Source organism: Arthrobacter pascens, from assembly GCF_030815585.1.
Taxonomy (GTDB): Bacteria; Actinomycetota; Actinomycetes; order Actinomycetales; family Micrococcaceae; genus Arthrobacter; species Arthrobacter pascens_A.
Genome location: NZ_JAUSWY010000001.1, coordinates 3,279,017 through 3,305,993, shown reverse-complemented (window position 1 = coordinate 3,305,993; position 26,977 = coordinate 3,279,017). Strand labels below are relative to the sequence as shown.

The following is a 26,977-nucleotide window of genomic DNA, read 5'->3' as shown; positions in this document are numbered from 1 at the left end:
GGGGCGGTCCGCCTATGCTCCCGCGCGGATGCCCTCTCGCCTACGGCCTTCGCCGTGTTCGCTTAGATACTGGATGGATCTTTGGGCTGTTGCAGATGAATCCGATCGGGATCACCGATGAGGCAATAGAAGGCAGACTCCGGAACATAGTCATTTTTCAACCAATTCGTAACGCGATCCTTGTCCCCGAAACCGTCGGCGATCTCCAACAAGCGGGCTTCCGTATCACCGTAGACGTTCCCGCGACGGAGCCGCTTCGCTGAACCGCCTAGCTTGAATATTTCGTGCGGGGAGGGACCGCCGGCAGGAGGCCGAGTCATGAACCACTTTTCAAACATCGGGTGCCCGGACGTCACATCGTGGACGGCGTTGCTCGTCTGAACGCGATGCCATACTTCGCGGACCGACCTATGATCCTCTCGGCCGGCCAGAACTTCGGTCATGTATACCAACAAGCGCTGCATCAACACCGCGTTGTGTAGGACGTTCACAGGCACCAGCGTCCCTAGCACGGCGATGGCCCCTTCGCGCAGAAGAAGATCGGCAACCGTAACGGCGCCGGTCCCTCTCGGTGCGACATGGCAGGCGCTCAAGATGACCAACGGCGGCAGCGGGCCAAGGTCGATGCCCAGCGAAAGCTCTTTTCCGACTTGGATGCCCGCCACATTCTGCGCGGGATTGGAAAACCCGTGGGCACTAATGACCAGTACGTCTGGCGTGTGCTCTGCGATGGCACTTCTTAAATCATCGACCGACAAGGTTACCTGGTATGTCATCGATGACCGAGGATCGTCTCGGGAAAACATTGCGGAGACGGCCCCCCAAGCCCGTCGAGAGGCTTGCCCGACCGGGTCCTCGGCAAGAATGCACTCGGCCACTAGCACCTTGAATCCTTCGCCAAGCTGCGCGTCGCGTCGTGGCAACAAACCGTTCGGGACCGACCTGGTCAAGGGCAGGAGCGGACGGTACGAAACAGGCATCAAACATGAGAGCGCGTCAGATGATCCCGGAGGGCTGCTCAGTCCGATGGGGAAGCTTCCAATGACGGTGAGGGCGGAGGACCGCACTAGGTTGTTTGCCAAGGGGGCTTCCCAAACTGGCAGCATTGCCTTGTTCAGCTGCTTTAGCAGTTTTCGCACAGCCGGCGGGCGCGCGCTTTGGCCACGCTTTGCAAGGTCGGAACAGTGCTGCTCTAATGCGGCCAGGGCTGTGAATGCTTTGGGAGGAACGGCAGGCATCATCATCCCTATGGAGTCGTCGGCGACGGCTTGATGCGCAACCAATAGCGCGATGGCCGAGGACTCAATCTCAGAATCGGAGGCAACCTCGTAACGTTCAGGCCAAGCTGAGATGGATGGGCCACCAGGGGTCACGACGGGCGTAGGCGTATCCTCGTGCTGCACCTGGTACAGACGCCGCTGCTTCGGGGACACACCCGGCAGCCCAATCGTTAGTGGGCGTCGAAGTCGCTGCGCAGCGGCTTCCCACTCCGACGATAATCGATCCCCTGCCTCTGCCGCTGTGCAGTTCTCGGAGTCAAGTCGAGCGAGTGCGGAGACAAATGCTTGTATTCTCCAGGCCTCAAGAACCATGCTCTCTGGATCGGTCGGCAGCTCCATGTTCTTGTTGCCGAGTTGTCGTAGTAGGCGACGCGTGGGCAGTTCGATTCCCGCCGTATCCAATGCCCTAACAGGTTCGATGTCGGTTTCGCGTAATCCTGCAGGAACAGGACCAGCATGGATCTCAGCAATGGCCTTCCAATGGGTCCGCAACGACATCGTGGACAGCTCAGAGAACACGGCCACGGGCAGGCCGAAGCCAAGGTCGCGGCCCAATCGGTCTAGCTCCGCGCGCTCATCATCAGGACCTATCAGCAGGGTGCGAGACCATTCGTTCGGAATCCCCATCACCGACCGGCGCACCAAACCCATAGGGACTAGCAGCACATTGTGCGCGAAGGCTGCCTTCTGAAGCCAAGGCAGGTATTTGATTCGAATATCGACAACGTCATGAGGGCTCTTGGGCAGATGAAGACAATACCAAAGAGCCGGAAGGGCTGGAACTATCTCTCGGCTTAGCAGTTGGGGGCGCGTACTGCCCTCTCCCGATTGCTCCCAGTCAGTAGTGATGGGGCTATATGCGGCATCCGAGTCGTCTTCCGAGGAGAAAGCCACCACGTAGAGGATTGGTTCGCTCATCTAGAAGTCTGCTCCAATGTCCGAGCCTCCCTTTGGCGGGCACGGGCCCTATTCTTGCATCTCTCCAGCTGTGGCCTGGGTGTCGCAATCATGCGTGGCGTTCCCCTTGGGTAAGTTTGAGTGAGCCGTGCTAAGGGAGGGCCCGTCCGGGCTTAGCTTGGCTCTCGGAACAGTCCCGATCTGATCAACAGTAAGTGCTTCTACACAGGAAGGTCGGTTGCCATGGTCGGCGTTCAACACCTCTCGATGCGGGTCCCGTGGCGGGGGGCCTGAACCGCAGACCCGGACCACCGGTACACGATGACCTGGTGGAGAGGGACTTCACCGCAGAGGCGCCGAACGAGCTGTGGCTGACAGACATCACCGAGCGCCCCACCGCCGAGGGCAAGCTCTACCTCTGCGCGGTCAAGGACGTCTATTCCGGAAGGATCGTAGGGTACGCGATGGACTCGCGGATGAAATCCTCGCTGGCGGTCTCCGCGCTGGAGAACGCGGTCCGGGCACGCCGCCCGGCAAGGACCGTGGTGCACTCGGACCGCGGCTCCCAGTTCCGGTCACGCCGGTTCGTCGAGTCTCTCCGGCACCACGGGCTGACAGGCTCGATGGGCAGGGTCGGCGCGTGCGCGGACAACGCCGCGATGGAATCGTTCTTCTCGCTGCTGCAGAAAAACGTCCTGGACCGTCAACGGTGGCTCACCAGGAAGGACCTGCGGCTGGCAATCACGACCTGGATCGAAAGGACCTACCACCGGCGGCGACGGCAAAGACGGCTGGGAAAACTCACGCCCATCGAATATGAAACAATCAACCGGACCGCGCTCACAGCGGCCTAAGACCCCGAGTCAACAAAAGCCGGGGCAGTCCCGGATGAGCAAGTCGGACCTGCGGGCCAGGCCCATGTTCCACCGCACGCGCGACGCGATCGAGGCACACCTGACCATCGTGTTCACAGCGCTTGCCGTCTCACGAACCGTCCAGAACAGGACAGGACTCGCGGTGCGTAACGTCATCAAACAACTCCGGCCCCTGCGCTCAGCGACCATCACCATCAACGGCACCACCCAGACATTTGCCCCCAACATCGCCGCCGAGCAGCAGGCCATTCTCGATGCCATCCACGGCCCGAAACTCACGCACTAAGCAAAAGAGCCAAGTCAGGTGGATGTCTCGCTTGACATGGTAGCGAGGGTGCGGGAGCTGTTCCCGATGTTCCGGCAGCGGCGGCTGTAGCGGGTTTGCGCCCACCGGCACCACCGTGCATTGATTGACATGCACAGCGGCGTAGCGGCCAGCGCCATTCAGCCGGCAGCCTAACGGATTGGGTTCGCCCTGCTACGGCGATGGGAAACTTCGAGTTAAGGCTGGTTATAGGAGCGGTGGTCGCGCTCAACGCCTTAGGCGCATGGTCGTCCGAAGTCGCTAGACCCTGTCGTACGTCCGTCTGGTCTAGCAGGTTCGACAAAGATCGGGATTGATAAACCGAATACTTGCAGGATCCGATTTAGGCAGCGATCATCGGGCTGCGACTGCCCCGTATCCGAAGGCGCATCCATCCACCCTTCATACCGGAACCGTTCACTGACTCTAGGGAATCACTCTGGGCATGTTAGAAGGCTGGGTAGACACGTCGATGGGAGGAAACGGTTATCGGCGGCGCACATGGAGCCCTAGGGCTACTTGCTTCGATTTGCCTGCGGAAGTCGAGGGAGAATGCTCGTGGAGGTGTCCTCAACCTTCCGAACGTACTCGCTGTAGATTTCTTTCATACTCTTGCCCAGAACCTCATAGGTGTGTTCGGACAAGGCCGGCAGTCCGACAAGCTGGGTCGGCTGACCCGACGGCACTAAAACCCCCACTGTGGCTCCCTACTAAGTTGTTCAAATGGGCTTACATGCGACCCATGCCCTCATGATGCTACAGAAGAGGCAAATGGGATAGATCCCACGCTGTCCTAGCCCAAATGTTTTACCAAGCGGCCAGTCGGTCGTTGTATCTCCAGCTTCGCAACAGGAAGTGCCATCCTATCGAAAAAAAACTTGCGGAGACACTCAAGCACAGCAGCCCAATGAGGATTGAGTCGGAATGCAGTTCAAGAAAATCGAACTGCTCTGAGCGATTTCGGGCATCGACCAGTGCGGACGGCAGTAACGCCGCAAACAGAGAGTTGACGATGTACCAAGCGATGTTGCCAGCGGTGGCCAGCGACATCCGTGCCAGAGAATCAGCGCTAAGTCGGCTGACCATCCAGCCTGCGAGGATTGCGGGGAGGCTGGCGAGGATTGCTGGGATCGAGCCCTCAGCCTGGTGCGCTTGGTAAAACCCGGTTACATAAAACACCAAGAAGCCGGTGGCAAGCGATCCCATCAACAGAGCCAATCCTGCTCCCGGAGGGGTCTCTCTGACATGCAGGGCGAAATAGGCCACTGGATCAGGCTCCTCGGTGGCGCCCGAAGACTCGGCCATTGAGCGAGAGGATTTTATATCCCTATAAGTTTCGTGGACTAGCGTTGTCCCGATGCTGCTGCTGTGCGGAAAGGCGACCCCGCGGCCGTCCGTTGAGGCATTACTGCTAGGTAGTTGTTTTCCGTCCACCACCGCCATGCCCTTGTAGTAGTACATTCCCTCCGGTATGACAGCCTCCAGATGGTAGCTATGCGCGCGGGTGACCGACAACATACGAACGAAAAATAGACGCGGCGCTAGGCCCAGGATAGCCCTAAGCTGTTCGGCTGCATGTCCTGGTCTATGGACGCCACCGGAAACTAGGCGCCGCTTAATGCTCCAACAACGTCCTACCGTGATGAAAGTACCTCGCTTCAAATCCTTAGTAACGCCGTAAATAAGTTGTTGTTTGGAGAGTTGCAATATCAACTGACACAAATAAACCAATAGCTTCTGTTGTTCTGAATCCTGATCCGATACGCATCGTCCTTTTATCTGATGAAGCAGCTTTTTGACTTTTTTATCGGGTAGCTGTCTGTCTGACAATATGACCTCTCGCACTTGGCGCTGGAGAAGGTCGTGGTGTTCCCCAAGAACTTGAAGCATTAATGAATCCACCGTCAGAAGAGATACCGCATGAGCCTCTTTGGAGCCTAAGAGGTCGACGTTATCGTCATCTATGGTTGCAGAAAATTCGTTAAGTAGAAATCCCTTTTCTATCCAGCCAAGGGGGATTATGTCATTTTTTTGCCCAGGGCGTGGGTCAGCATCAGATTCGACGTCGTCTTCTGCGGGTAATGAGGACCGAGGAACCCGTCTCGTTTCCAGCGTCTCTACGCCTATCGTGGGCGGCGTCAGGGTGTACTTGTCCCGAGCCCTAACTACTACTTCGAGGAAGGATAAGACGTAACCGCTTGCTCGCTGCACGTCGTCGGCCGTTGCCCACTTTGCCAATTCCATTATCTCCGGTAAGCCCAGGTGTTCGGCTTTTACGGACGAATCCACTTGAGTTCGGCTTCTGGCGAATTTATCGGACGGGTGCCCCGTGACAGATTGATCGAAGTGAACGAGGGCAGCATTCTTCATTGGACCATCTTCAAGTTGCCCTGAGATGTTTCTGCGAGCAATGCTACAAATTGCGGCGATCGAACCTAGGGCAATTGCAAGGACGATTTTATCTTTGGTTACACTTATATACGGCTCAAATAACCAAATTGATGCGAGCGCTGTTAGGGAGCCCACGACCAAAACATTCAAGATCAGGCGAGGAATTGAATAATAAAGATAGACAGAGACGTCATCGCGCGAGAGTTTGCTAAACCATGATCTCGGGCTCAAGGTGCTCCTGCCAATTGTGAACGACTATGCGTTGTTGTGTTCTGATCCTCATTATGGCTCGAAGAGGCAGCGGGATCCACTAGAGCCGGAGGTGCTTGCATCATATGGTCCCAACTCTCTCGGCTGTTACCACTACCGACATGCCCACTATCCACTAAGAGCGACACAAACGGGCGCCTAGATGCGAGCTTTGGTCATATCTGCCATCAACGGTCTCCAGGACGACCGCGCGCAGGGGCATAAAACCGGCGTTGGAAGGCATCACGACCAGCAACCAATGCGTCGAATATCTCGCTATGGCTACCAGTTGAGTGTATGAAAAACAGTGCGCCACGAAATGCCTTGATTGTACGTTTCGGCACGGCCTGTTGATGCCTTTGCCGATTCATCCGGCAGGTTCTGTGCGTCGGAACAGTGTGCTAATCACAATCTTCTTCGTCCCGTCTCGCAGGCGGCAATACCGGTTCGAAGTGAGTGGTCATCAGCTGATGTAGCGCAAAGTTCGTCATTGTCGTACTTACGCAATACCCTGGCGCAGTGACTACATCCACTGGGGGACAGGCGGCAGCGCGTTTGCCCGAGGGCATATATGAATTGCTGCACACAGAAGCCCTTGCCTTGAGGGTGGAACAACTGCCGGATCTAAGTCCGAGCTTCGCAGATGTTGATGACGAAGACACCCCAGACGTCCTGTCCCGTCACGTGGCCGACGCAGTCCGCCAGTCGCTCGCTGCGGCCAAGCCAGCAGACAGGGTTGCCCTGGCCAACCGACTTCTCCAGGAACTGAACACTGCAGACCGCATCGCAGACGGCCCAACCCAACTCCAGTCCCTCCACCGCCCGGACGCACTCAAGCGCAGACAACTCCGTCGCCCCACAACTAAGCTGAGCGATTCCGCGCTCCTAACCAACAGCAAGGACGATCCGAACCTCGCCGCGGAGCTCCGAGCAGAGATTGAGTCGGCCAACACCGTCGATCTTCTCTGCGCGTTCGTCCGCTGGACCGGCCTCCGCCTTCTCCAGCCGGCGCTCGAAGAGCTCAAGGAACGCGGCGCAAAACTCAGAGTCCTCACCACCACGTACATGGGCGCCACGGAGCGCCGCGCTATCGACGAGCTCGTCAAACGGTACGGCGCCGAAGTGAAGATCAACTACGAATCTCAGGCCACCCGCCTGCACGCCAAGGCCTGGCTGTTTCGCAGGGACTCCGGCTTTGACACCGCCTATGTCGGCAGCTCCAACCTAAGCCAGGCCGCCCTCCTTGACGGCCTCGAATGGAACGTCAGGCTCAGCTCGGTCGGCACACCCACGCTGCTGCAGAAGTTCGAGGTCACCTTCGACAGCTACTGGGAGCAGCGCGCCTTCCAAAGCTACGATCCGCAACGCGACGGCGAAAAGCTGGACGCCGCCCTGGAACGCAACGGCGGCCGGCGCACGGCAGTCCCAGGCGCGGCCACCGGGCTAGAAGTCCAGCCGTTCCTCCACCAGGAGGAGATGCTCGAGGATCTGGAAGCCGAGCGTCTCAAGGGTTTCAACGACAACCTCGTGGTCGCGGCCACCGGCACCGGGAAGACCGTCATTGCTGCCCTGGACTACAAGCGCCTGTGCGAATCGGCCGGCCGCGATCTGAAGCTGCTCTTCGTCGCCCACCGGCAGGAAATCCTGAAACAGGCCATGCGCACCTACCGTGACGTCATGCAGGACGGCGCCTTTGGCGAGCTCTACGTGGGGGAGCACAAACCCGCACAGTGGAAGCACATCTTCGCCTCCGTCCAGTCGCTGTCCTCGCTCGGCATGGAACAGCTGGAGCCGGACTTTTTCGACGTCGTCGTCATTGACGAATTCCACCACGCCATGGCACCCACCTACCGGCGCCTGCTGGACCACCTGCGGCCGCAGCAGCTCCTGGGACTTACGGCGACGCCGGAACGCGGCGACGGAGTCGACGTCGCCAAGCAGTTCTTCGACGGCCGCACCGCCAGTGAGCTCAGGCTGTGGGACGCCCTGGACGCCGACCTGCTGGTGCCGTTCCATTACTTCGGTGTCTCGGACGACGTCGACCTGAGCCAGGTGGAGTGGAAACGCGGCAGCTACGACACCGCGCAGCTGAACAACCTCTACACCGGCAACGACGCCCGCGCCGCCAAGGTGATCCGCGAACTCCGCGACAAAGTGACCGGCACCGACCAGATGCGCGCCATCGGCTTCTGCGTTTCGGTCCAGCACGCCCACTACATGGCCCAGGTCTTCAACCGTGCCGGCATCGCCTCCGTTGCGGTAGACGCCAGCACCGACGACGTCGAGCGTGCAGCGGCACTGGAACGCCTCCGCAGACGGGAGATCAACTGCATCTTCGCCGTCGACCTCTTCAACGAAGGCTTGGATCTGCCGCAGGTGGACACCATCCTGATGCTCAGGCCGACGCAAAGCGCGACGATCTTCCTTCAGCAGCTGGGACGTGGACTGCGCCGTGCCGAGGGCAAAGCGGTGCTGACTGTTATGGACTTCATCGGCCAGCAACGCCGTGAGTTCCGATTTGATCTGCGCTACCGCGCGCTCACGGGCTACGGGCGCAAGGAGCTGGAGAAGGCAGTCGAGGACGAGTTCCCGTACCTGCCATCGGGCTCGCAGATCGTGCTGGACCGGGTGGCGCAGAAAGTGGTGATGGACAACATCAAGACACAGCTGCGGTTCAACCGTGTGCAGCTGGTCCGGGACATTGCCTCGTATGCGGAGACCGAGCTGGAGGCCTATCTGGAGCGGTCCGGGAACGACGTGAAGTCGATCTACCGTTCGACCAGGGATTCGTGGACCGGCTACCTCCGCCAGGCGGGGCTGATTGAGGGGTTCTCACCCTTGGAGTCGGTCTTGATTGGGAGGATTCAGGAGCTCTCGGATGCCGGTGAGAAGAAGCTCCTCGGCCGCATGGCAGCGCTGATCCATGTGGACGATCCGGAACGCGCAGAGGCCTACTCAATGCTGGTTGGCGCCGATGCGCCCCGCTACGCGGAGCTCGGAAGGCGCGAGCAGGCTTTCGCCAGGATGCTGTTCTATACGCTGTGGGACGACGGCGGCGGTTTCCAGATGTACGACGCCGGCCTGGACTATCTGCGCGGCTACTAGTTCGTCTCCGGCGAGATTCGGCAGCTCGTGAAGCTCGGACTGGCCGCCTCAAAGCACGCCGCTAAGGGCTTGGGCGCAGGTCTCCAGGATGTTCCTTTGCTCTCGCACGCAACCTACCGCCGCGAAGAGATCCTTGCGGCTCTCCAGTATGGGTCGCTGGAGCTCGGCAAGAACGTTCAACACCGCGAAGGCGTGGCTTGGTGCCCGGCTACTTCCACCGACGCCTTCTTTGTCACACTCAACAAGGACGACCGAAAGCACTCGGCGACGACGATGTACAAGGACTACGCCATCAGCCCCGAGCTGTTCCACTGGGAATCGCAGAACGCGACCTCACCCGGCAGCTCGACGGGGAGGCGGTACCTGGACAAGGATTCGCACGGCTCGAAAATCCTGATCTTCATCAGAGGTACGGCCGATGACGCGACCGGTCTGACCGTTCCCTACACATGCCTGGGGCAGGTTGATTACGTTCAGCACGTGGGCGAGAGGCCAATTGCGATCACATGGAAGCTGCATCGGTCGATGCCGGCGGATGTATATGCGACAGCTGCTGCCGTGGCGCAGTAGGTTGACAGCATCTCTTCGCTCTATTGTAGGATCTCTTGAAGAGATGGGGGATTACTTGGAAGGGAACGATCTTCCGGCGGATGCTATTTTTGCACACGAATGTCGAATTCGAGATATGTATGCCAGTCGGCTTAGGGAATTCAGACCCACCGAAAAACTGCTTAAGACCGAATATAAGTTCGATGGTTCATTCATGCGGGCAGATATGCGGACCGTCGATATTTCGGACATCCTCCGGGTTTGGGAATTCAAGTTAATCGGTTCATATGAGGGACTGGGCCAGCTCCTGACGTACATTGCCCTCGCCCGATTGGCTGAAGACTTCTCGCGTCCAGTAAAAGGGGTATTTGCGGCCTTCGGTTGGCAGCCAGAAGTGAAACTTGCCGTTGAAGTCCTGAATTTGGGTGTGGAGCTCGTCACCATTCCCGCCAAGCTCCGCCTCGCGGGTGGAGTCCCGACGGAGAACGCTCCGATGTCTTCACCGCCAGTCATTCCCTTCCTGCCCAACCAGAATATGCTAAGTGAGGCGTAGCCATGGTCCTGCCCGTCATCCCTCAAGTTCACCTAATCCCAGATGCTGAGATACCCGGTGACCCGAAGTTCAAAGGCCTCAAGATCGTGCGCTTCCAGAGCAACCTGGACGCCCAGGACGCATACCTCAACCACAGGTTCGAGTTCCAGCACGAATTGTCCAGGCGTCACATGATCAACGGCGCAACGCTGAGCCTGAAGGGCGCCAGCCCGCACTACCGAATCACGACACTGATGCACCCGACGCTTCGCCAATTCATTGACATCGTCAAGTATGATCCTTCAGCACCGCCCATCGAAGACTTTGAGGCCCTGGGCATGAAGGAAGCGCACGATCAAACGCAGCAAGACTTCAAGGGCGCAAAAAAAGAAAACCTCGCCAACTTTAAGCAGTATCTCGTAGAAGCTGTCCGGGGGGATCGCTCGGCCTACCTCCCGCCGATCAGCGGATGGCAATCCAGCGAGGTCTTCGACGATACGATTTTCGTTACCCTAGATGAGTCGAACCCCATGGCGCTGTACGGCATTCTCTATCTACCGAAGAAACCGGTCATGCAGTCCGACGGTCAGACACAGACAGCGGCGCTCTTTCAGGCCGCCAGCACTGGTGTGGCCATCAAAGGGGGAGCGCTTGACTCCTTCGGCACAACTCTTGAAATCGAGCTTAACGTTACGACAGAAGAAGCTGGGCAGAGTTTCGCGGACCGAAACGGCCGTGGGTCCAAGAAGAATAAGAATTTAGTCGCTCAGATGGACGGGTCATCGGCACTCGCGAAGCTCCGCACGCAGGCCATCAAGGGAACTATTTTTGAAGGGCGCCTTGCTGATGGCCGCTCTGTGGGCGCCACCGAGACCGCGACCAAAAACATTGTTGATCTCTCCACTCTCGATCAGATGCTGATGAACGTGGTTTCACGCGGCACGAAGAAGCCGGAGCAGATCAAGCACTACCACGTTGAACCGCTCCTCCCGTTCTGCCGTGAGTTCATCGAACTTCTCCAAGAATTGTTCGGAGAGAATTGGCCGGATCCCACTCCGAAGGATTCGGAACCGTATCGGCGCCTGTATATCCACGGATGGGCCTTCGCGCTTAAAGCCATTGCGATTACGTACTACGACAGCCGACGTGACAAGATCTCGCCTCTTTCCAGCCCAATAGGCACCATGAGCCGAGACGAGCACACGACGGCGGATGAAGCGAAGGAAGCCTATCTAGCAGCGACCAAGAATGTCGCGACACAAGACCCAGTCGTGCCGCTCGAAGAACTAAAAGCACGTCTGAAGGCAATTGAATGGCTTCGGTACCGAAAGCACTGGATCGCCATAACAGGCTCCAAACTGGACCGAGAGGGTCGGTTAAAAACCCGAACCATCAAAGACGGCACTCCGCAAGGTCGACAGGTCGTGGAGGGGAAGGCCGAGAATACAGCGGCGACGATCAACAGCGTGGTCAATAAGATTCTGTCAGCGACCTGGAAGGACCTCACATCGAAGATCGATGCCAAGTTCTAAGGTTGCTCGTACGGGACTCGATGGCCCCGCGCGACTGACTAGACGATCTTCACCGGGAGACTATGCCGGCGGGCTTACCCGGGCAGCGTTACGCGGCGATCAAGAGACCAAGCGCCAGAAGTTGCACGGAATCGGCAGCGTCTCACGCTTGGTTTAGCTGGCGGACAAAGCAGCCGGAGTCCACGACACGGATGCGACTGCATCGTGGCTGTGTATGCTCTCCAAATTCCGGATGTTTACGCTGTGGCCGACGTTTCTCCTTCGCAACTCCAGCGAGAGGTCTCGGGCCATGTCTTCAACGAACGCGGGGTTGTCGTACGCCGTCATTGTGATGGCACGCTCATCGGGGCGCTTAACAACGGGGTAGACCGGGCATGAACCGCTAGCTCGAATGAGGTGGACAAGATCCGCAACGTTGAGCGGGTACGGGTCGCCATCCGTTCCGAAGACCGATACCTTCACGTCGCTGCGTTGATTATGGGCACCATAGTCACTAATGGTCTTGCTGCAGGGGCAAAGGCTGGTCACCTGCGCAGTCACTGAAGTGATTAGCGTGAATGAACCGGTGTCAATGGTGGCCGACAGATGCAGGTCACTTGCCTGGAACGCTTTCAGGCCGGACACAGGCGCGACGACGGCCGTGGCTATAGGCAATGCAACGCGGACATGGGCCCTATCGATGTCCATCCTGGCGGCTACTTGCTTCATGATGACCGGCAGTTCTCGGGGATCGATGACTGCCAACTGCTCCTGCACCAACTGAACCATGCGGCTCATGTGCGTACCCCTGCGATCTGAGGGAAGAGTCACAACAACATCGAACGACCCAATGCCTGCCTGCCGCGTTGCCCCGTCTGTGAACTCAGTCGGATACCTGAGCCCAGAGATTCCGACTTCATCTAGTGCAACGCCGCGGATATCGGCTTCGTTTTGTACGTCAGGCAGCATGATGTGAGTCTCCGCGATAAATACATCCCGACGTGCACGTTTCTCGCACCTGTATCGCCGAAAGATTGGGCAGCGCGTTTGCCAACCGGGTCCATATCCACTTAGCAAGTATCTCGCTCGTCGGGTTTTCCAAACCCGGCACCTCATTAAGGTAGTTGTGGTCTAGCTGATCTTCTAGAGGTTTGAAGGCAGCCTTGATGTCGCCAAAATCCTGCACCCAACCTGTATCGTCGCCTACTGCACCGGCGACATGAACCTCGACGCGATACGAGTGACCATGCAGGCGACTGCACTTATGACCGTCAGGCACGTTCGGGAGTCGATGAGCCGCTTCAAAAGTGAACTCGCGGTATATCTCTGCCAAGAAGGTCATGGAATTCCTAGGTACTTGTGGGTTTGCATGCTGAGTTGCCAGTTTGGGTGCTCCAAGCAGAACTCGACGGCAAGTCGAGTGTTCTCAACGATGTCCGGGCCGTCCATCGGTTGCACGCGAAATGTCCCGAAATCCAGTTGCTCAAAGATGGTGGGGTCAACTCCGGCCTGCGGGTAGACGAATTTCAATTCATGTCCCCCCGAGACGACTAGATCGGCACCGATTTTTGGGCTCACGCACAACCAGTCAATGCCGTCAGGAGGAATCTGCGTACCGTTGGTCTCGACTGCGACGTAAAAGCCACGCCGTTTCAAGGCCGCCACTGCGTCGTTGTCGAGTTGGAGAAGCGGTTCTCCGCCGGTGCAGACGACCATACGATTGCCCTCCCAGCCTGCCGGCCAGGCTGCCTCTACCGCGTCAGCCAGGTCCTCGGGCGTCGCGAACTTTCCTCCGCCTTCTCCGTCAGTTCCCACGAAATCCGTATCGCAAAACTTGCAAACCGCACGTGCACGGTCTGCTTCCCGGCCTGTCCACAAGTTGCAGAGACTAAATCGGCAGAAAACCGCGGGACGGCCGGCGTGCGTTCCTTCCCCTTGAAGTGTGTAGAAAATTTCCTTGACTTTGTAGTTCAAGCTACCCTTCCTGGTAAGCGATGGGGTCTTGGCTTCCCGCGTCCGCGAAGCCTTTGAGGCGGAGGAGGCATGAGTCGCAGTGGCCACATGCGCGCCCCGAATCATCCGGGTCGTAGCACGATGAAGTCAGTCCATAGTCGACGCCGAGGGCTAGGCCCATTTGGACAATTTCACCTTTGGTTTTTTCCATGAGCGGAGTGTGTATCTTGATCATGCCGCCTTCTACACCGGCTCGCGTTGCGAGGTTCGCCATTGCCTCGAATGCTTCTATGAACTCGGGACGGCAGTCCGGATAGCCGGAGTAGTCGAGGGCGTTCACGCCAATGAAGATGTCCATGGCTCCCAACACCTCGGCATAAGCCAGAGCATAAGACAGGAAAACTGTATTCCTTGCCGGAACGTAAGTAACTGGGATATTCTCTTCTACTTGGTCGACGGAATCGTGCTTTGGAACGTCAACGTCTGCGGTTAGTGCGGAGCCGCCGAACACTCGAAGGTCGATATCGCACACGACGTGATTGCGGACGCCTTGTGCCTCTGCGACGCGTTTCGCGGCCTCGAGTTCTATCGCGTGGCGCTGCCCGTATCGGAAGCTCAGGGCGTAGGGCTCGAAGCCCTCGCTCTTTGCGTGCGCTAGTACTGTCGTTGAATCCAGTCCGCCGCTCAGTAGAACGATTGCTTTGCGTGTCATGCCATCCCTAACTTCGATCTGCTCCTCGTCCCAAGGTGTGTAAACCCAGCCTAGCGAGAAACTACACGATACAGTAGGTACGGCACACCGACAGTTATGAGGCAAGGGCAAATGAGCGTGGCAGAGAAACTGACCCTGATCGTCACATGCACTGACCGAAAATCTGCGCAGCCCGTCGAGGGCCTGCGGGTCGGAAACCTTCCGTCTGCCCATCTCAAGGATCGTGCAATCCAGTGGCGCAATGCGCTTGCCAAGGAGCGCTCCCGCATCTGTCTGAGGGAGCTCTATCAGGGAGACGCATGGACTCAGGCACTCAAATTGGAATATTCGGCGCGGCGCGCTGGTTTCGATCCCACTTTGGTCGTTGCCTCTGCAGGGCTCGGACTGGTGGATGCGGATGAAGAGTGGCCAGCCTACGCGGCCACCTTTTCACCCCGACACGCCGATTCAATTGGCAGCGGTCCAAAGGAGAACAGGGACTGGTGGCGCCTAATGACGGATGGTCAGACGAACTTCACCGAGCAAACGGCTGGCCAAACGCTACTGGTTCTCTCTGAAACATATTCCGCAGCGATGGCCGCGGACGTCAGCACATTGGAAAACCGTGAAGATGTAGTTGTATTTGGGGGTTCGCCCGAGGTCCCTGACCATCTGCGTATTCCAGCGGATAGGGGCTTGAGGTCTGCCCTGGGTGGGACTACCGGCAGCCTGAACCTGCGGACTGCAGTTGCTTGGATCGAGAGCCTGAGCGCTCCGACGCTGGTGGCGCAGCGCGATCACATCGAGTGGAGAAACTGGGTCCAGGGGACCCGCAAGCTTGAGGCCTACAACAGGACCGTTATGTCGGATGCTGATATTCTCAGTTTTCTTCGTGACATCCGCCGGGTGCAACCAGAGATCTCGAAAAGCCGGGCACTGCGTGTGCTCCGTGACTCGGGCTCGGCCTGCGAGCAGAAGCGATTTGGCGGGCTCTTTAGCATCGCCACAAAGGAAGAGAAATGACTCAACAGTGGCTCGAACGTCGCGCCCTTAAGGTTCTTCAGAACGAGGGGACGCCTCTTTACTTGTTCGCTCTGGCCGCTGAAGAGATTGATCTCATTGCCTCCGTTGCCCGAATAAGCCGAAGCGAAGCGGGAAAACTCATCGGGTATCAACGGCCTGAGAAAAAGAAGCATGTGAAGCAGATACAGGACTACTTGGACAGCGCCGACGTTCTCTTTCCGAACGGGTTGATTCTCGCTCTTCCTCCGGAAGTGCGATTCAGATCCAGTCGCGGCCCAGCGACCAGCGACGGTCTTGTAATTGCGGGCACGCTCGAAATCCCAATGGGTGAAGGTCCTGATGGGCCCCGCCCAGCTTGGATCGTCGATGGACAACAGCGAAGCCTCGCGCTTTCACGGACCAAGAACCGCCGTCTACCCGTTCCAATTGCCGGTTTCGTGGCCGACACCTTGGAACTCCAGCGCGAGCAGTTTCTAAGGGTCAATACTGTGCAACCGCTGCCGGCCAACTTAGTAACAGAACTTCTGCCGGAGATAACTCGAGTGCCGTCCGGACGGATGCCGACGCGAAAGCTTCCGTCTGCCTTGGTCGACATGCTGAATCAGGACCCGCTGTCGCCATTCTCCGGAATAATAAAGCGTGCATCGACAACTGACGAGGCGAGGAAATCTGCCATTGTCACCGATACAGGCCTCGTGGAAGCCCTAAAGGAGTCCCTCGAGTCGCCATCGGGCGTCTTGTTTCCCTACCGCAATATCGCAACCGGAACAACCGACACTGAGGGAATTCGGGACGTCCTGATCACGTACTGGAGCGCGGTGAGGAATACGTTTCCTGAAGCGTGGGGTCTGCCACCGACCAAATCCCGGCTTATGGGAGGTGTTGGAATCCGAGCGATGGGACGGCTAATGGAGCGCGTAATGGCACATGTGGATTCCGCGGCACCAACGGCTGTTAAGGATGCGGAGGCAGAGTTGCGGCTCATCGTTGACTCGTGCTTTTGGACACAAGGGACGTGGCCCGAACTGGGCTTGCCCTGGGACGAACTCCAAAACACGCCACGTCATATCAGCGCATTGTCTAACTACTTAGCCAGGGCATACGTGACTAGCCGTGCGGCGTTGAAATGAACGTTCTTTTTTCCGGACAGTCAGGACCTGGTCAGCCCTGGTTACGACTTTAAGCACGATGAATATCCTGCGACGCGAGTCAGGCAGCGGGATGATCTGTACGCGCACGAGATTCTGGACACGCCGCCCTACAGTGGCATCCTGGTGAGCAAATCCATCGTGGACGGCGCTATGAAGGGCGCGGGGAAGTACACGGGTGCACAGCGAGCCCGACTCTACAGGTTGGGGATACGTCGTTTCTTCCGCTTGCCCGCTTCCGTCTTGTCGCTTGGAGACAACGGGGCTTTCAACTACGCCGATGAGCTAGTCCCTCCTGTGACGGTCGAAGAAACTCTCGATTTTTACGAAGGCTGCGGTTTCGATGCCGGAGTGAGTGTTGACCACATTATCTTCGGGTACGACCCACAGGCGTCCTTTGAAGAAGTCGACGCAGCATGGGCGGAACGCCGCAGAATCACCCTTCGTTTAGCAGAGGAATTTATTACTCGCATATCCGACGAAGGGCTAAAGGTCCAACCGGTTGGCGCTGCGCAGGGTTGGAGCCCGGCTAGTTACGCAGATAGCGTTCGTCAGTTGCAGTTGATGGGCTACAGTCGGATCGCGCTAGGCGGAATGGTTCCTTTGAAGACCAAAGATATTCTTGAGTGTCTGCGGGCGATCGATGCAGTCCGCTCACCATCCACAGAACTGCACCTTTTGGGTATCACTAGATTCGACTCAATGGATGCATTCAGCGAATATGGCGTGACGAGTTTCGACAGTACTTCTGCGTTTAGACAAGCCTTCATGGACGACCGGAACAACTTTCATACTGAGACCGATTCGTTCATCGCCTTACGCGTCCCTCAAGTCGATGGAAACCCCACCCTAAAGCGAGCAATCCTGGCAGGGAGAGTTTCCCAGAAAGAAGCTGTGGCGCAAGAACGAATGTGCCTTCGTGCCCTCCGCGACTTCGATGGCAGCGAACGGGCTGTCCAAACAACGCTCACGGAGCTCGGTACGTACGAGACGATTTGTCAGATCAACAAGAGCAACCTTCCTGAGTACGAGCGGACGCTAAGGGCCGCTCCGTGGACTGTGTGTGAGTGCTCGCTATGTCGGCAGTTGGGTATTGAAATTGCGATATTCCGAGGCACCGAACGGAACAAACGTCGCGGCTTCCATAACATGTCGGTGCTTGCAAGCAAGATGAAAAAACTGAAGAGCAATATGCTCGTGTCCACAATAAGGAGTAACCATGGCTGACCGCTACGAGATGAGGCTTCCGGCGATCCGTCTGCAACAAGGTGGACAGCATATCTATTGTTTTGGTGTGGATGGCAAGCGTATCCACGACTTCGCTACAGTGTCCCGCGTTCATCGCGACAACGACCTTCTTCAGGGATATCAGAGGCCCGAAGTGTTGAGCCACATCCGAGCAATTCGTCGCTATCTGGAGTCGGACTCGCCGCTACTGCCCAACGCTATTGTCCTGGCCTTTGACGAACGTGTGATATTTGAGCCCACTGCCCCGGTGGGAGATTTGGCGTACTCGACAGTTGGGGAACTCGTCATCCCAGTTGACGAATCATTGCCCGACGACGAAAAGCCGGCCTGGCTCGTCGACGGCCAGCAACGCAGCGCAGCAATTCGTGATGCCGACCTTGCTGAGTTTCCCGTGGCGGCGGTTGGCTTCATCGCACATGGTGAGGCAGAACAACGCTCGCAATTCATCCTCGTGAATAACACAAAACCCCTGCCCAAGGGTCTCATTCATGAACTCCTGCCGGACACGGCTGGGCACCTCCCCGCGGCATATGCGAGAAAGCAACTCCCGGCGTTGATCATGACGCACATTAATGCCTCAGCCAAGCAGATTGGCACACCATTCGGCGGAAGGATCGCTACTCCGACCACTCCCGACGGGTACATCAAGGACAACAGTGTCCTGAGAATGATCGAGAATAGCCTATACGAGGGGGCACTGTACCAATATCGCGATCCTAGTGATGGGTCAGCGGATGTCGCACAGGTTGAACTTCACCTCAACTATTTCTGGACCGTCGTCCAGTCTGTCTTTCCGGAGGCATGGGCGCTACCGCCACTCAAATCACGCCTTACCCATGGGGCGGGCATCCAGTCCTTGGGATATGTTATGGATTCACTGACCGAGGGCGTACCGGCGGCCGAACTCCCCGGTCTGGATCTCGAAAGTGCAATCTACAAGCTCAAGCCTCATGTCGCGTGGACGAGCGGAACGTGGGAATTTGCGACCGACAACGTGCGTCGATGGAATGGTTTGCAGAACACTCCGACAGATGTTCGGCTGCTGACGAACCATCTCCTCAGGGCTCTAAAATAACCGTGGTGAAGTCGTCCGACGAAATCGGCTACCCGGCCACTAAGGGCGGTGCGTCTCTGGGTGCAAGCTGTTATCAAGCCCCATCGCATAACAGATTTGCGCAAACCATTTGTGATGGGTAAGGACGGCGACGTCACGGCGTTTCCTATCGACTGTCTAGACGCTGAGACAGCGGGGCTCAAAAGCAGGACAAGTCAGCGGGGACTACCCATGCCCAGCAGTGACATGGGGCCGGTGTCCGGACCCGGGTGTGGACTTCGTAAGTTCGCGTAGGATTGCGGAGGATCCTCGAGAGTTGACCCAAACTATAGGACGGCTCCCGCGGTGGCCGGCGATGAATGTCGTCGCCGCGTGCTTTGCAGCAGCTGTGACCACGACGAAAACGTCAGCGTTGGCGCTCATCTGTGCAAGTTGTGTGCTGCCGTCGTGGTCGGAGTTTGTGCTTACGTCGACGCTCGGCACCAGGCGCTTTAGCACCTGCGCGGCGCGTGCAATGGCAGTTTCAGTCAGGGAATGTAGGACTACTTTTTTCCCTTCCAGATATCGGTACGAAGCAGTCGGATCAATCCCGCCGGCTTCGACTGCCGCCGCACGGAAGTCTGCCGGCAGTTCGGTGCCGAGTTCTGCAGCAACTATCGCCAGTGCTTCGACATCAGCGTTGGCGAGTGCTGTCCGGTATGGGCGGATGACCTCGATCGCTTTGAAGTAGAACGACAGCACTGACGCGGTACTGCCGGGCGCTGGGATCGCCGTGAGCGTCTGAACGATGTCACAGATCCACGCCACAGTGATTGCCGCGGCATTCGTCTCCATTATTTCAGCGGTCCAATCCAGGGCATCCTGGTAGATAGCCTGGGAAGGACTACTAGCGCTGAGCGACTCGATCAGTGCTAGTGTCTGCACACGAACGCCTGCCGAAGCCTTGCTCCCCAAAGCCATGGATGCAATCAGTCGCAACGTAACTTCCGACTCGAAAACATCACTGTGCGCAGCAAGGAACTGGCCACCGCATTCCCCAAGTTTGCCCAGTGTTGTATCTGAGGCCTCGGTTAGTAGTACCGTGAGCTTGTTCGCACTAAGAGGCTTCCACTCCTGCACAGTCTCGTTTGACAGCCGCAGGGTTGCGGACTCGGGGTCCTCGAGGCTCGCAAACCAATCGTCCCAGCCGCGAACCGGCCACTCAAGTCGGACAGACTCCAGCCAAGCCACGTCCGTGCGAAGTATGGGTGTCGTAGATGCGACCGCCTCCTTGAGGTCGTGTGCGACGAGATAGTCCACGACTTTGTTTGCCCAACTCGCGCTGGCCATCTGACGCGCAGCGTAAACAAGCGCACGTCCCGCTTCCAAACTCGGCTCGCTGGCTACACCCAATTCAATGCACGCGGCATACTCGCCTTGGAGCATCAAGGAGGCAATCGACGTCGTGGTGGGTGTCGGCTGTTCGATCCGCACCTCGGGAACTCGGTCGGGATTGTTCTCCATAGGAACGAAGGCTTCGACAATGCGGAGGAACTGCTCGTCGAGTCCCGACTGAATATTGGGTGCGAGACCGAGGAGTTCGATAACAGCCGTATCGGTCGCGGAACGGGTGGTCAGTAACCTGCAGACGAGTTCGACGACGGCTTCTGCTCGATTGTTAGGCGGGGCACCGGTGTAGAGGTCGCGGAGGGCAGGCTCCAACTCCTCGGCGGCAGCTCGAAGGTCGGCCTCCGCGCCCCGGTGATCGACGTCCCTGAACCGCTCGTAGTAGAGACCCGACTGGATAACCCGAGTGACCCCCAACGGACGCCGCATGGACAGCACATGGTCCAGGGCTGGATCTTTGAACATCGCGGCCCAATCGTGCATGCCTGCGTAGTTGCGGAGCCTGAGGAAGGCCAGATTCGCCTCATCCAGATCTGCCGACTGCTCGAGCTCGGCCATGCATGCTTCTGCCAGCGCCCGGTCATGCGCGGCGACGGCGTGGCCGAGGTCGTCGAGGATCTCCACGGTCGTTCGCATGGCGTCGAACTGCGAGGGCGGGCGCTCGTTCGCAAGTCGGGTTAGTATCGTCAGGGCGTTACGGACCGCTTCTTTGGCCTGGGCCGAGTGCGGAGCCACCCGCGGCAGTACTTCAAAGCGCAAGGGCATGACCTCACGACTGGCGAGTGCGGCGTCGAATGGATCGGATGGTTCCAATTCACCGCGGTTTTTTTCGAGGTCGCTGTAGGTTGGACCGACCCATGCGTCGAGGAGGCCGAGTAGTTCGCGGCGCTGTCGTTGGGAAGGCGCGAAGGCGTACCAGTAGGTGCGCTGCTGCGCGCGGCGTGGCAGGAAGCCGACCGCGCCGCGCCTGATCGCGGCTTGCCAATGATCGAGCAGAGCTTGCATCGTTGGGTCCACGGCGGCCGGCTTGATTTCGTTGCCGGCTTCGAAGAAATCATCAAGGACGTCACTCACGAAACCTGGTACCTCCTCTGGTAGTCCAGGCGGGCTCGGGCGATCGCGTCGGCATCTGATGTCACGGTGACGCCCTCCTCGTTTACTGCTTGTCCGTAGAACGTGAAGTTCATTGATCCGTATACGTGGAAGCGGTCGCTCAGCAACCCTTTGTCGTGAAGGTTGTCACGGATGAGGATCTCGGGACGAGAGCCGGACGCGGGCAGACTGTTGATTCGGGTGCGGACGGCGGTGTTCTTGTCATCGTTGCGGATCATGATACGCACCCGGGTGCCACGTCGGGCTAGTTCGGTCAGGACCTCGGTGAAGCGGATGGGGCGGGCCGGGATGCCTGGCAGGATGCTTTTGAACTGCCCTGCGGAGTTGTCAATGACAACGATGTCGGAGATCCACGGTGAGAGTATGAGCAATTCACTGGATGGGTCCAGCAGTTCGGTGACAAGCAACGTCTGAAGGAGGTCGTTGACCAGTCGTGCCTGCCCGCCACCTCGGGTGGCGATGCGTCGGGTGCTCATAGAGCCACCTCCGCAAGTTCGAGTGAGACAGTTGCTGTTCCGTCGGACAGATGTCTGATTTCGGTAATGCGTGGGTAGACCTGGAGGAAGTCCGTCTCGATCGCTTTGGTGGTGAGTCCCACCAGAAGGTCGGAAAGTTCGGCGGAGTGTTCGGGCCTGGCTGTGAGTTGCGCTGAGCCGTCTTGGGCGAGTAGTTCCCGGATGTGGCGGTCGGCTTCTTGTGTAGCCACGTCGATGGTGGTTTGGGAGGTGGTGAGCATGGAACGGAAGAGTTCGGGTGCTGACGGCAGGGTTTTGGCGTAGGGGTTGTACGATTCCAGTTCGCTGGCGCGCAACTGCCATCCCCGTGGCCAGAGTAGGCTCTGGATCGCATCGATTCGGTGTTGCTCCGTGTTCAATGCCGAGGTGTTGAGGCCGTCGTCTAGGTCGGTGCGCTGGCGCATGAGATAGGCCCAAGTTCGCGATGGAATCTCCACTTCCAGTCGATCTTCTTGTTGGCGCCATTCGTTGACGAGCGTTTGGAGAGTTTGGTCGGTTGTGGTGGTTGAGCCGGGGCGAAGGAGACGGTTGGCCATGCATGACACGACGGATTGCTCCGCACCGTATACACCGGCCTGGCGCATTTTCGTGATGATGGTGCCCAGGATTGTTACGCGCTCTTCCTGGGATGCTGCGGAACGGAAGCCGGAGATGGTTGTGCTCCACTGGGATTCGGCATTGATCAACTCCAGCAGGCGGTGCATGTGTGCGTCGACGAGTTCGTTTGTCCCTGGTTGGAGGGCGCGGGCAATGAGGCGTAGGAAGCGGCGTGGATCTGGGCGGACCCGGGTGGCAAGGGCCTCGATGAAGCCGCCGCCGCCGATGGATGCCTCCGTGAGCCATACCTCGTCGGTGCGTGGCCTCCCGGATGCTTCGAGGCCTGGTTCGATGTCGACGAAGAGGCCGTCGGGGTCGTGTTCGGGGCAGATCTCGCGGGCGGCCCACAACATGGCCTGACCGAACGTGCACAGCACGCGATTATGCAGCCAGGCCTGGTAGACGCCGGTATCGGGCTTCCACGCTTGTGCCACGAGGTAATCGAGGCGGGCCACAATGGCAGGATCGTGCAGCAACTCGGTGAGGCGCTTACCGAGTTTGGTCATCGTGCCGTCACCTTCGATGTCACTCTCGACGTCGATGTCGGAGCTGCGGAACATCGCTTTAAGGGTTTCTTGCAGTTTACTGGCGAAGCCCGTGCGCACCTCCGCGTATGCAACTTCGAGGGTGCATTGCTTATCCACCGCGGTCGTTAGCAGCATCGCTTCGACGGTCTCGACGAGCCAGGCCAGTTGGAACGTGTTGACCTGCTCCAGGAGTTGCGGGTCGGTCGTGACGACGTGGCGGAACCACGCGCTCTTGATACCGGGGGCGATCTCCTTGGGTAAGTCGATAACGGCAGGAAGTTCGATGTGGACGGACATGCCGTCCACATCGTGTGTCGCGCCGAGACCGACGCGTTGCCCATCGAGGTGGAAGCAGGTGCGCACACGCTGGTCGTCGCCGCCTTTCATCATCACGGTGGCTTCGGACTCGATCGCTGCCCGACGCACTTCGACGTGGGAGTTCTGCGCGTGAAGATAGAATCGCGCGTCTTTGACGAAGTGGCCAACGGGGTCGGTTGTCGGGATGCGTATTTCCAGACCTGCGCCGGTCACGGTGAATTGCATCGACCAGGTGAGCAATGCGTTCGAGGAGTCTTTGACCTCGTCCGGTGCGAGTTCGAGTTTGAGTTGGTCGGGTCGGACTAACTTGAGCATGGTCGGAGTCCTGTCGATGTCAACAAGGATGTCCGAGTCGTGGCGGAATGAGGTCAGGACTGTGGGGATGTCGATAACGGCATCGCGAACGTCCGTCGGTACCGGGATCCAGTGCCGATGGCTGAGATCATGTGTAGCGAAGCGACGGGAGACCCGACCCGGAGCGAATTCGCGCAGCATTTGCGTCATGCCCATTGCCAGCATCTCGGGTTCAGTGGAATCCCGGCGCTGTGGTGGCACCAAGACGTAACTCTCCGGGAGCGCGAGGTCGCTGAATAGGTTCAGAGGGAAGAAATCCGGGAGAGGATTGCCCCCGAGGACATCCTTGCCCGGGACGAGTTCGCCGGGTTCTGCCACCGCCCACTCGGCTCGCAGGCGACGGGCCAGCGTTGGCACTGCAGCCAGGATAACGGCACGAGGCGGGTGCCAGAGGATCTCATCGACGGCCTTATCGGGCAGGTTGAGAGCCCCCCCGATCCATCGGCGAAGGCTGTGCTGCAGTGACGGGTTGCGCAGCACCTTGGTGAGCGTGTCGGCGGCAGCGATTTGGGTCTCCCGCTGTTTTTGGCCGTAATCAGCGTTGTTGATGCTCGAGAGGTCACGCCAGAGGTTCGCGGAGGGCTTCTGGGAGCGCACCTGTTCAGCAAGCCAATCCATCGTGGCTAGTGCGGCCTGCATGCGGAGCACAGCACTGTTACGGATCGGCAGGACGAGTCGGGGTAGCGTCGGGTCAAAGAGCACGTCCCATGCTTCGTATGTCGCTCGGTCTCTGCCATAGTCAGAGAGGACAACGGCCGTATAGGGACGCATGCCGCGGACTCTGCCGGCACGTCCCTTGCGCTGCAGAAACGCAGCGACACCCCGCGGAGCCTTGTGCTGCAGCACGGCGCCGACGTCGGGATCATCGAAACCCACCTCCAGCGATGCCGTCGCGATAATCAATTGCGAATCGACATCGACTCCCGCGTCCTGGGACGACGTACGGCTCACCTTCAGGCCCGTGCTCTTGAAGTCGTGTCCAAGGTCCAGCGGCAGGTCCCAACTCTGGCCGGCGCGCCGCTGTCCGCCCCCATCGCCAGGAATGGGCATGCGCATCGAAGCGAGCGGAGCCTTCACCTGTCTGGCCCGTTGCCCCGCGTAATGCTGCCCCTCGGCATCAAGCAGATTGGAGAAGAGTCGGTTCGTGACGTCCAGGTCGTCAGTGAACACGAAGGCCTTGGTACCAAACGCCCCCTGGGAGTTTCTAGCCGTGGGGGCATCGAGGATACGTGGAAGCAGCATCGACGTTTGAATGGTCGTGGACAGGACGCTAGCACCACTCGTCGGGTCGCTCCGCACAGCGATCATATATTCGGCACCTTCGTACTCCATTTCCTCGGGCGCGGGTTCTATACTCGTGACGAACTCGTCGTCAACGCCAGTGAGATCACTGAAGTGACGCACGGCACTGGCAAGCGTGGCGGAGAGGCCCACGAAACACACGGGGCCCTGCACGCTGTGGTGCCAGCGGCGGATGGTCATCCCGGCCTGCGCACCGCTCGTGCCCTCGTAGGTGTGGATCTCGTCAAGAAGCAGGAGACGGGGCTTCTTCGTGACTCCTATTCCGAGCACGTGGCGCGTCTCCAAATTGCTGATGTTGCGATTCAACATCTCAGTCGTAGTGAAAAGCACGTCCGGCGGCGACTGGCTCATCCGCTTGCGCGTCAGCACAACAACGGAGGAATCAAACGACGTCTTGCATGAGCCGCAGACCAGGCGTTCCGTGCCTGCGGCGGCATCGGCCTCGGGCCAGTGGAGCGTGCCGCCATCGCTCGGGCAGGTGAGGGTCGGGCACCGGTAACCCTGTGGCGACCTCTTCCACGTCGAGTAACTGGCCTTCAGTGATGCGGTCGTCGTGGGAGTATCGCCGTTGAGCACACCCATGGTGAGCGGACGGCCATTAACAGCCACGGCAACGGAATCGAGTTTACGCGCATTCGCAAAGGCCGTAGAGAACTGGTCCCGCAGCAGTTCATTGCGCGGATACACGGCAATCGCCCGGGTCCATGCGCTGGAATCCTGGATCGCGGCGATATGGGCGAGCGCAGGCATATAGAACGCCAGTGTTTTGCCGCTACCGGTACCGGCGCCCACGACGGTGCCCGATGTGGTGTGGGCCTGTAGTGAGGCGAGGATGTGGGCGGTGGCACGCACCTGGAAGCCAGCGATGTCGAAATTCCCGGAACCGTGCTCGGCCGGCTTGGCAGTGAGGAGTCGCAGCACTTCTCGATATGTCGTGTGGTCGGGTTCGCCGGTGAGAGGAGAGTCCCATTTCTGGTCACGCTTTGGATAGGCGCGCGCTCGCCGGGCATAGCGGTAGTCCGCAACCAGTTGTGCGCCGTGTCGCCACGCTGCCTGAGGATTGTTCGAGAGAAAGACCTGCCGTAGCCGTGCCAGCAACCGCAAGGTTTCGCCATTGCGGGTGCGCCATAGTTGCGGGGAAATGGAGTCATCGCACAGGATGAGGCCCTGCTGTAGCAGGATCTCGGCGAGGTCTTCGGGGCTCCCGAACTCACCTGCTTCCAGGATGACCTGGTCCAGGGCTCGCAAGAGTTCCTCTTCGGTCAGGCCGCCATCTACAACACCCCAGCACAGGAGGGGGTCCTCCAGTGCCTCTAGCGCGTCGAGTGCCTGCAGGACGGTCGTCTTTTTCACGTCAGCACGACCCGGAACCGGTCGAGGATGCCGAGTTTCTCTAGCGCTACAATCACTTCAGAGGTCATCTCTGAGTATGGGACGCCGCCGTCTTGGGCCCGCACGACGAGGTCGGCTATTGCGGGGTCTATGAGTTCGCCGATGCGTGCGCCGATGGAGTTCAGAGTGTCGAGGGCTTGGCGCATTTTGGCAACATCGCCTGCTTGGGGGAGTACTCGGTATTTGAGAGTCAGCAGGGCTGATTCCGCGTTGTCGATATCGGAGCGGATCGCCTCCACGTCGATGCCACCGTGCTCGAGGGCATTCAGTAGGTCGTCGTGATCGGCGGATGTTGGGGAAGATACGTATGCCTTCCAGGTGCTGGTGACGAATTTCTCAGAGTTCTTGAAATGCGCCTCGACGCTATTTCCGTGAATCTTGATCAGGTCGAACTTCGTCTCAATCGGCAGGCTTTCGATTGTGTTGATGAGGTCCTTAACTACGGAGAGGGCCAAGGCGCGGTCCTGGTCGTAGCCGTCTTGCGTGTATCCGGCAGTCTGGAGCTCTTCACGTCCGGCAGTGACGCTTGCAGCGTTTGCGGTCGTACGCTGTAGGAGTTCGCGCAAGGCTGTGAACTCGCCGGAGCGGCTCTTGATCTTGTTTTCGTCATCGGCGGCGACAGCATTCAGACGCAACTTGCCGATTTTCTCGAGGTACGTCATG

At 58.6% G+C, this 26,977-nt stretch carries 15 protein-coding genes and 4 pseudogenes; 9 read left to right on the top strand and 10 right to left on the bottom strand.

All coding sequences use genetic code 11. The annotated features are described in order from the left end of the window. Window positions 1-62: 62 nt before the first annotated feature. The gene (locus QFZ30_RS15210) at window positions 63-2,198 is read right to left on the bottom strand and encodes a CHAT domain-containing protein (RefSeq protein ID WP_307077582.1); all 2,136 of its coding nucleotides are present in this window, start codon (window positions 2,196-2,198) and stop codon (window positions 63-65) included. A 266-nt stretch (window positions 2,199-2,464) separates the two neighbouring features. Between QFZ30_RS15210 and QFZ30_RS15205 the strand changes: the two are divergent. After that, a pseudogene (locus QFZ30_RS15205) lies at window positions 2,465-3,031 on the top strand (IS3 family transposase); the annotation flags it as partial. A 31-nt stretch (window positions 3,032-3,062) separates the two neighbouring features. After that, a pseudogene (locus QFZ30_RS15200) lies at window positions 3,063-3,338 on the top strand (IS1634 family transposase); the annotation flags it as partial. Window positions 3,339-4,163: 825 nt separating this feature from the next. On the opposite strand, the gene QFZ30_RS15195 reads toward QFZ30_RS15200, so the two are convergent. Then, the gene (locus tag QFZ30_RS15195; protein WP_307077580.1) at window positions 4,164-5,978 is read right to left on the bottom strand and encodes a hypothetical protein; all 1,815 of its coding nucleotides are present in this window, start codon (window positions 5,976-5,978) and stop codon (window positions 4,164-4,166) included. Between the two features lie 573 nt (window positions 5,979-6,551). Between QFZ30_RS15195 and QFZ30_RS15190 the strand changes: the two are divergent. The 3 genes and pseudogenes from QFZ30_RS15190 (at window position 6,552) to QFZ30_RS15180 (ending at window position 11,714) form a co-directional block, all read left to right on the top strand. Further along, a pseudogene (locus QFZ30_RS15190) lies at window positions 6,552-9,671 on the top strand (DUF3427 domain-containing protein). A 43-nt stretch (window positions 9,672-9,714) separates the two neighbouring features. Beyond that, on the top strand, window positions 9,715-10,203 hold the full coding sequence (locus QFZ30_RS15185) for a hypothetical protein (RefSeq protein ID WP_307077578.1): 489 nt from the start codon (window positions 9,715-9,717) through the stop codon (window positions 10,201-10,203). Between the two features lie 2 nt (window positions 10,204-10,205). Continuing rightward, entirely contained in the window at window positions 10,206-11,714 is a 1,509-nt protein-coding gene (locus tag QFZ30_RS15180; protein WP_307077574.1) for a hypothetical protein, read from the top strand. 153 nt (window positions 11,715-11,867) lie between these two features. On the opposite strand, the gene folE2 is transcribed toward QFZ30_RS15180, so the two are convergent. From folE2 to queC, 4 genes are read right to left on the bottom strand one after another with little or no spacing between them, the layout of a single operon-like run. Next, window positions 11,868-12,662, bottom strand: coding sequence for a GTP cyclohydrolase FolE2 (folE2, locus tag QFZ30_RS15175; RefSeq protein WP_307077572.1), 795 nt, complete (start codon window positions 12,660-12,662; stop codon window positions 11,868-11,870). Continuing rightward, window positions 12,652-13,035, bottom strand: coding sequence for a 6-carboxytetrahydropterin synthase QueD (gene queD, locus QFZ30_RS15170; protein ID WP_307077571.1), 384 nt, complete (start codon window positions 13,033-13,035; stop codon window positions 12,652-12,654). Before queD ends, folE2 begins: the two co-directional genes overlap by 11 nt. Next, window positions 13,032-13,667, bottom strand: a complete 636-nt coding sequence (queE, locus tag QFZ30_RS15165) for a 7-carboxy-7-deazaguanine synthase (RefSeq protein WP_307077568.1) — start codon at window positions 13,665-13,667, stop codon at window positions 13,032-13,034. The genes queD and queE overlap by 4 nt, the downstream gene beginning before the upstream one ends. A 1-nt stretch (window position 13,668) precedes the next feature. After that, window positions 13,669-14,358: a 7-cyano-7-deazaguanine synthase QueC gene (queC, locus tag QFZ30_RS15160; RefSeq protein ID WP_307077567.1), complete on the bottom strand. Its 690-nt coding sequence runs from the start codon at window positions 14,356-14,358 to the stop codon at window positions 13,669-13,671. Between the two features lie 111 nt (window positions 14,359-14,469). Here queC and QFZ30_RS15155 point away from each other — a divergent pair, with 111 nt between their 5' ends. The 4 genes and pseudogenes from QFZ30_RS15155 (at window position 14,470) to dbpB (QFZ30_RS15140) (ending at window position 18,831) form a co-directional block, all read left to right on the top strand. Continuing rightward, a complete protein-coding gene (locus QFZ30_RS15155; protein WP_307077565.1) occupies window positions 14,470-15,360 on the top strand; it encodes a hypothetical protein in 891 nt (296 codons plus the stop codon). After that, entirely contained in the window at window positions 15,357-16,490 is a 1,134-nt protein-coding gene (gene dbpB / locus QFZ30_RS15150) for a DGQHR domain-containing protein DpdB (RefSeq protein ID WP_307077563.1), read from the top strand. The genes QFZ30_RS15155 and dbpB (QFZ30_RS15150) overlap by 4 nt, the downstream gene beginning before the upstream one ends. A gap of 15 nt (window positions 16,491-16,505) precedes the next feature. Beyond that, a pseudogene (gene dpdA / locus QFZ30_RS15145) lies at window positions 16,506-17,735 on the top strand (tRNA-guanine transglycosylase DpdA); the annotation flags it as partial. Next, the gene (gene dbpB, locus QFZ30_RS15140; protein ID WP_307077561.1) at window positions 17,728-18,831 is read left to right on the top strand and encodes a DGQHR domain-containing protein DpdB; all 1,104 of its coding nucleotides are present in this window, start codon (window positions 17,728-17,730) and stop codon (window positions 18,829-18,831) included. The pseudogene dpdA and the gene dbpB (QFZ30_RS15140), both read left to right, overlap by 8 nt. Window positions 18,832-19,035: 204 nt before the next feature. On the opposite strand, the gene dpdD is transcribed toward dbpB (QFZ30_RS15140), so the two are convergent. The 4 genes from dpdD to QFZ30_RS15120 are packed head-to-tail and all read right to left on the bottom strand — an operon-like array spanning window position 19,036 to window position 26,976. Beyond that, entirely contained in the window at window positions 19,036-21,270 is a 2,235-nt protein-coding gene (gene dpdD / locus QFZ30_RS15135) for a protein DpdD (RefSeq protein WP_307077559.1), read from the bottom strand. Further along, entirely contained in the window at window positions 21,267-21,785 is a 519-nt protein-coding gene (dpdK, locus tag QFZ30_RS15130; RefSeq protein ID WP_307077557.1) for a phospholipase D-like domain-containing protein DpdK, read from the bottom strand. Before dpdK ends, dpdD begins: the two co-directional genes overlap by 4 nt. Continuing rightward, window positions 21,782-26,275 (bottom strand): protein DpdJ, encoded by a 4,494-nt coding sequence (gene dpdJ / locus QFZ30_RS15125; RefSeq protein ID WP_307077554.1) that lies wholly within the window; start codon window positions 26,273-26,275, stop codon window positions 21,782-21,784. Before dpdJ ends, dpdK begins: the two co-directional genes overlap by 4 nt. Then, window positions 26,272-26,976: a hypothetical protein gene (locus tag QFZ30_RS15120; protein WP_307077552.1), complete on the bottom strand. Its 705-nt coding sequence runs from the start codon at window positions 26,974-26,976 to the stop codon at window positions 26,272-26,274. The genes dpdJ and QFZ30_RS15120 overlap by 4 nt, the downstream gene beginning before the upstream one ends. Between the last annotated feature and the right edge of the window lies 1 nt (window position 26,977).

Bases quoted from the DNA above. Each gene is read 5' to 3' on its own strand.
- QFZ30_RS15210 (WP_307077582.1), bottom strand. From the start codon at position 2,198: ATGAGCGAACCAATCCTCTACGTGGTGGCTTTCTCCTCGGAAGACGAC.
- QFZ30_RS15185 (WP_307077578.1), top strand. From the start codon at position 9,715: ATGGGGGATTACTTGGAAGGGAACGATCTTCCGGCGGATGCTATTTTT.
- QFZ30_RS15180 (WP_307077574.1), top strand. From the start codon at position 10,206: ATGGTCCTGCCCGTCATCCCTCAAGTTCACCTAATCCCAGATGCTGAG.
- folE2 (WP_307077572.1), bottom strand. From the start codon at position 12,662: ATGCTGCCTGACGTACAAAACGAAGCCGATATCCGCGGCGTTGCACTA.
- queD (WP_307077571.1), bottom strand. From the start codon at position 13,035: ATGACCTTCTTGGCAGAGATATACCGCGAGTTCACTTTTGAAGCGGCT.
- queC (WP_307077567.1), bottom strand. From the start codon at position 14,358: ATGACACGCAAAGCAATCGTTCTACTGAGCGGCGGACTGGATTCAACG.
- QFZ30_RS15155 (WP_307077565.1), top strand. From the start codon at position 14,470: ATGAGCGTGGCAGAGAAACTGACCCTGATCGTCACATGCACTGACCGA.
- dbpB (WP_307077563.1), top strand. From the start codon at position 15,357: ATGACTCAACAGTGGCTCGAACGTCGCGCCCTTAAGGTTCTTCAGAAC.
- dbpB (WP_307077561.1), top strand. From the start codon at position 17,728: ATGGCTGACCGCTACGAGATGAGGCTTCCGGCGATCCGTCTGCAACAA.
- dpdK (WP_307077557.1), bottom strand. From the start codon at position 21,785: ATGAGCACCCGACGCATCGCCACCCGAGGTGGCGGGCAGGCACGACTG.
- QFZ30_RS15120 (WP_307077552.1), bottom strand. From the start codon at position 26,976: ATGACGTACCTCGAGAAAATCGGCAAGTTGCGTCTGAATGCTGTCGCC.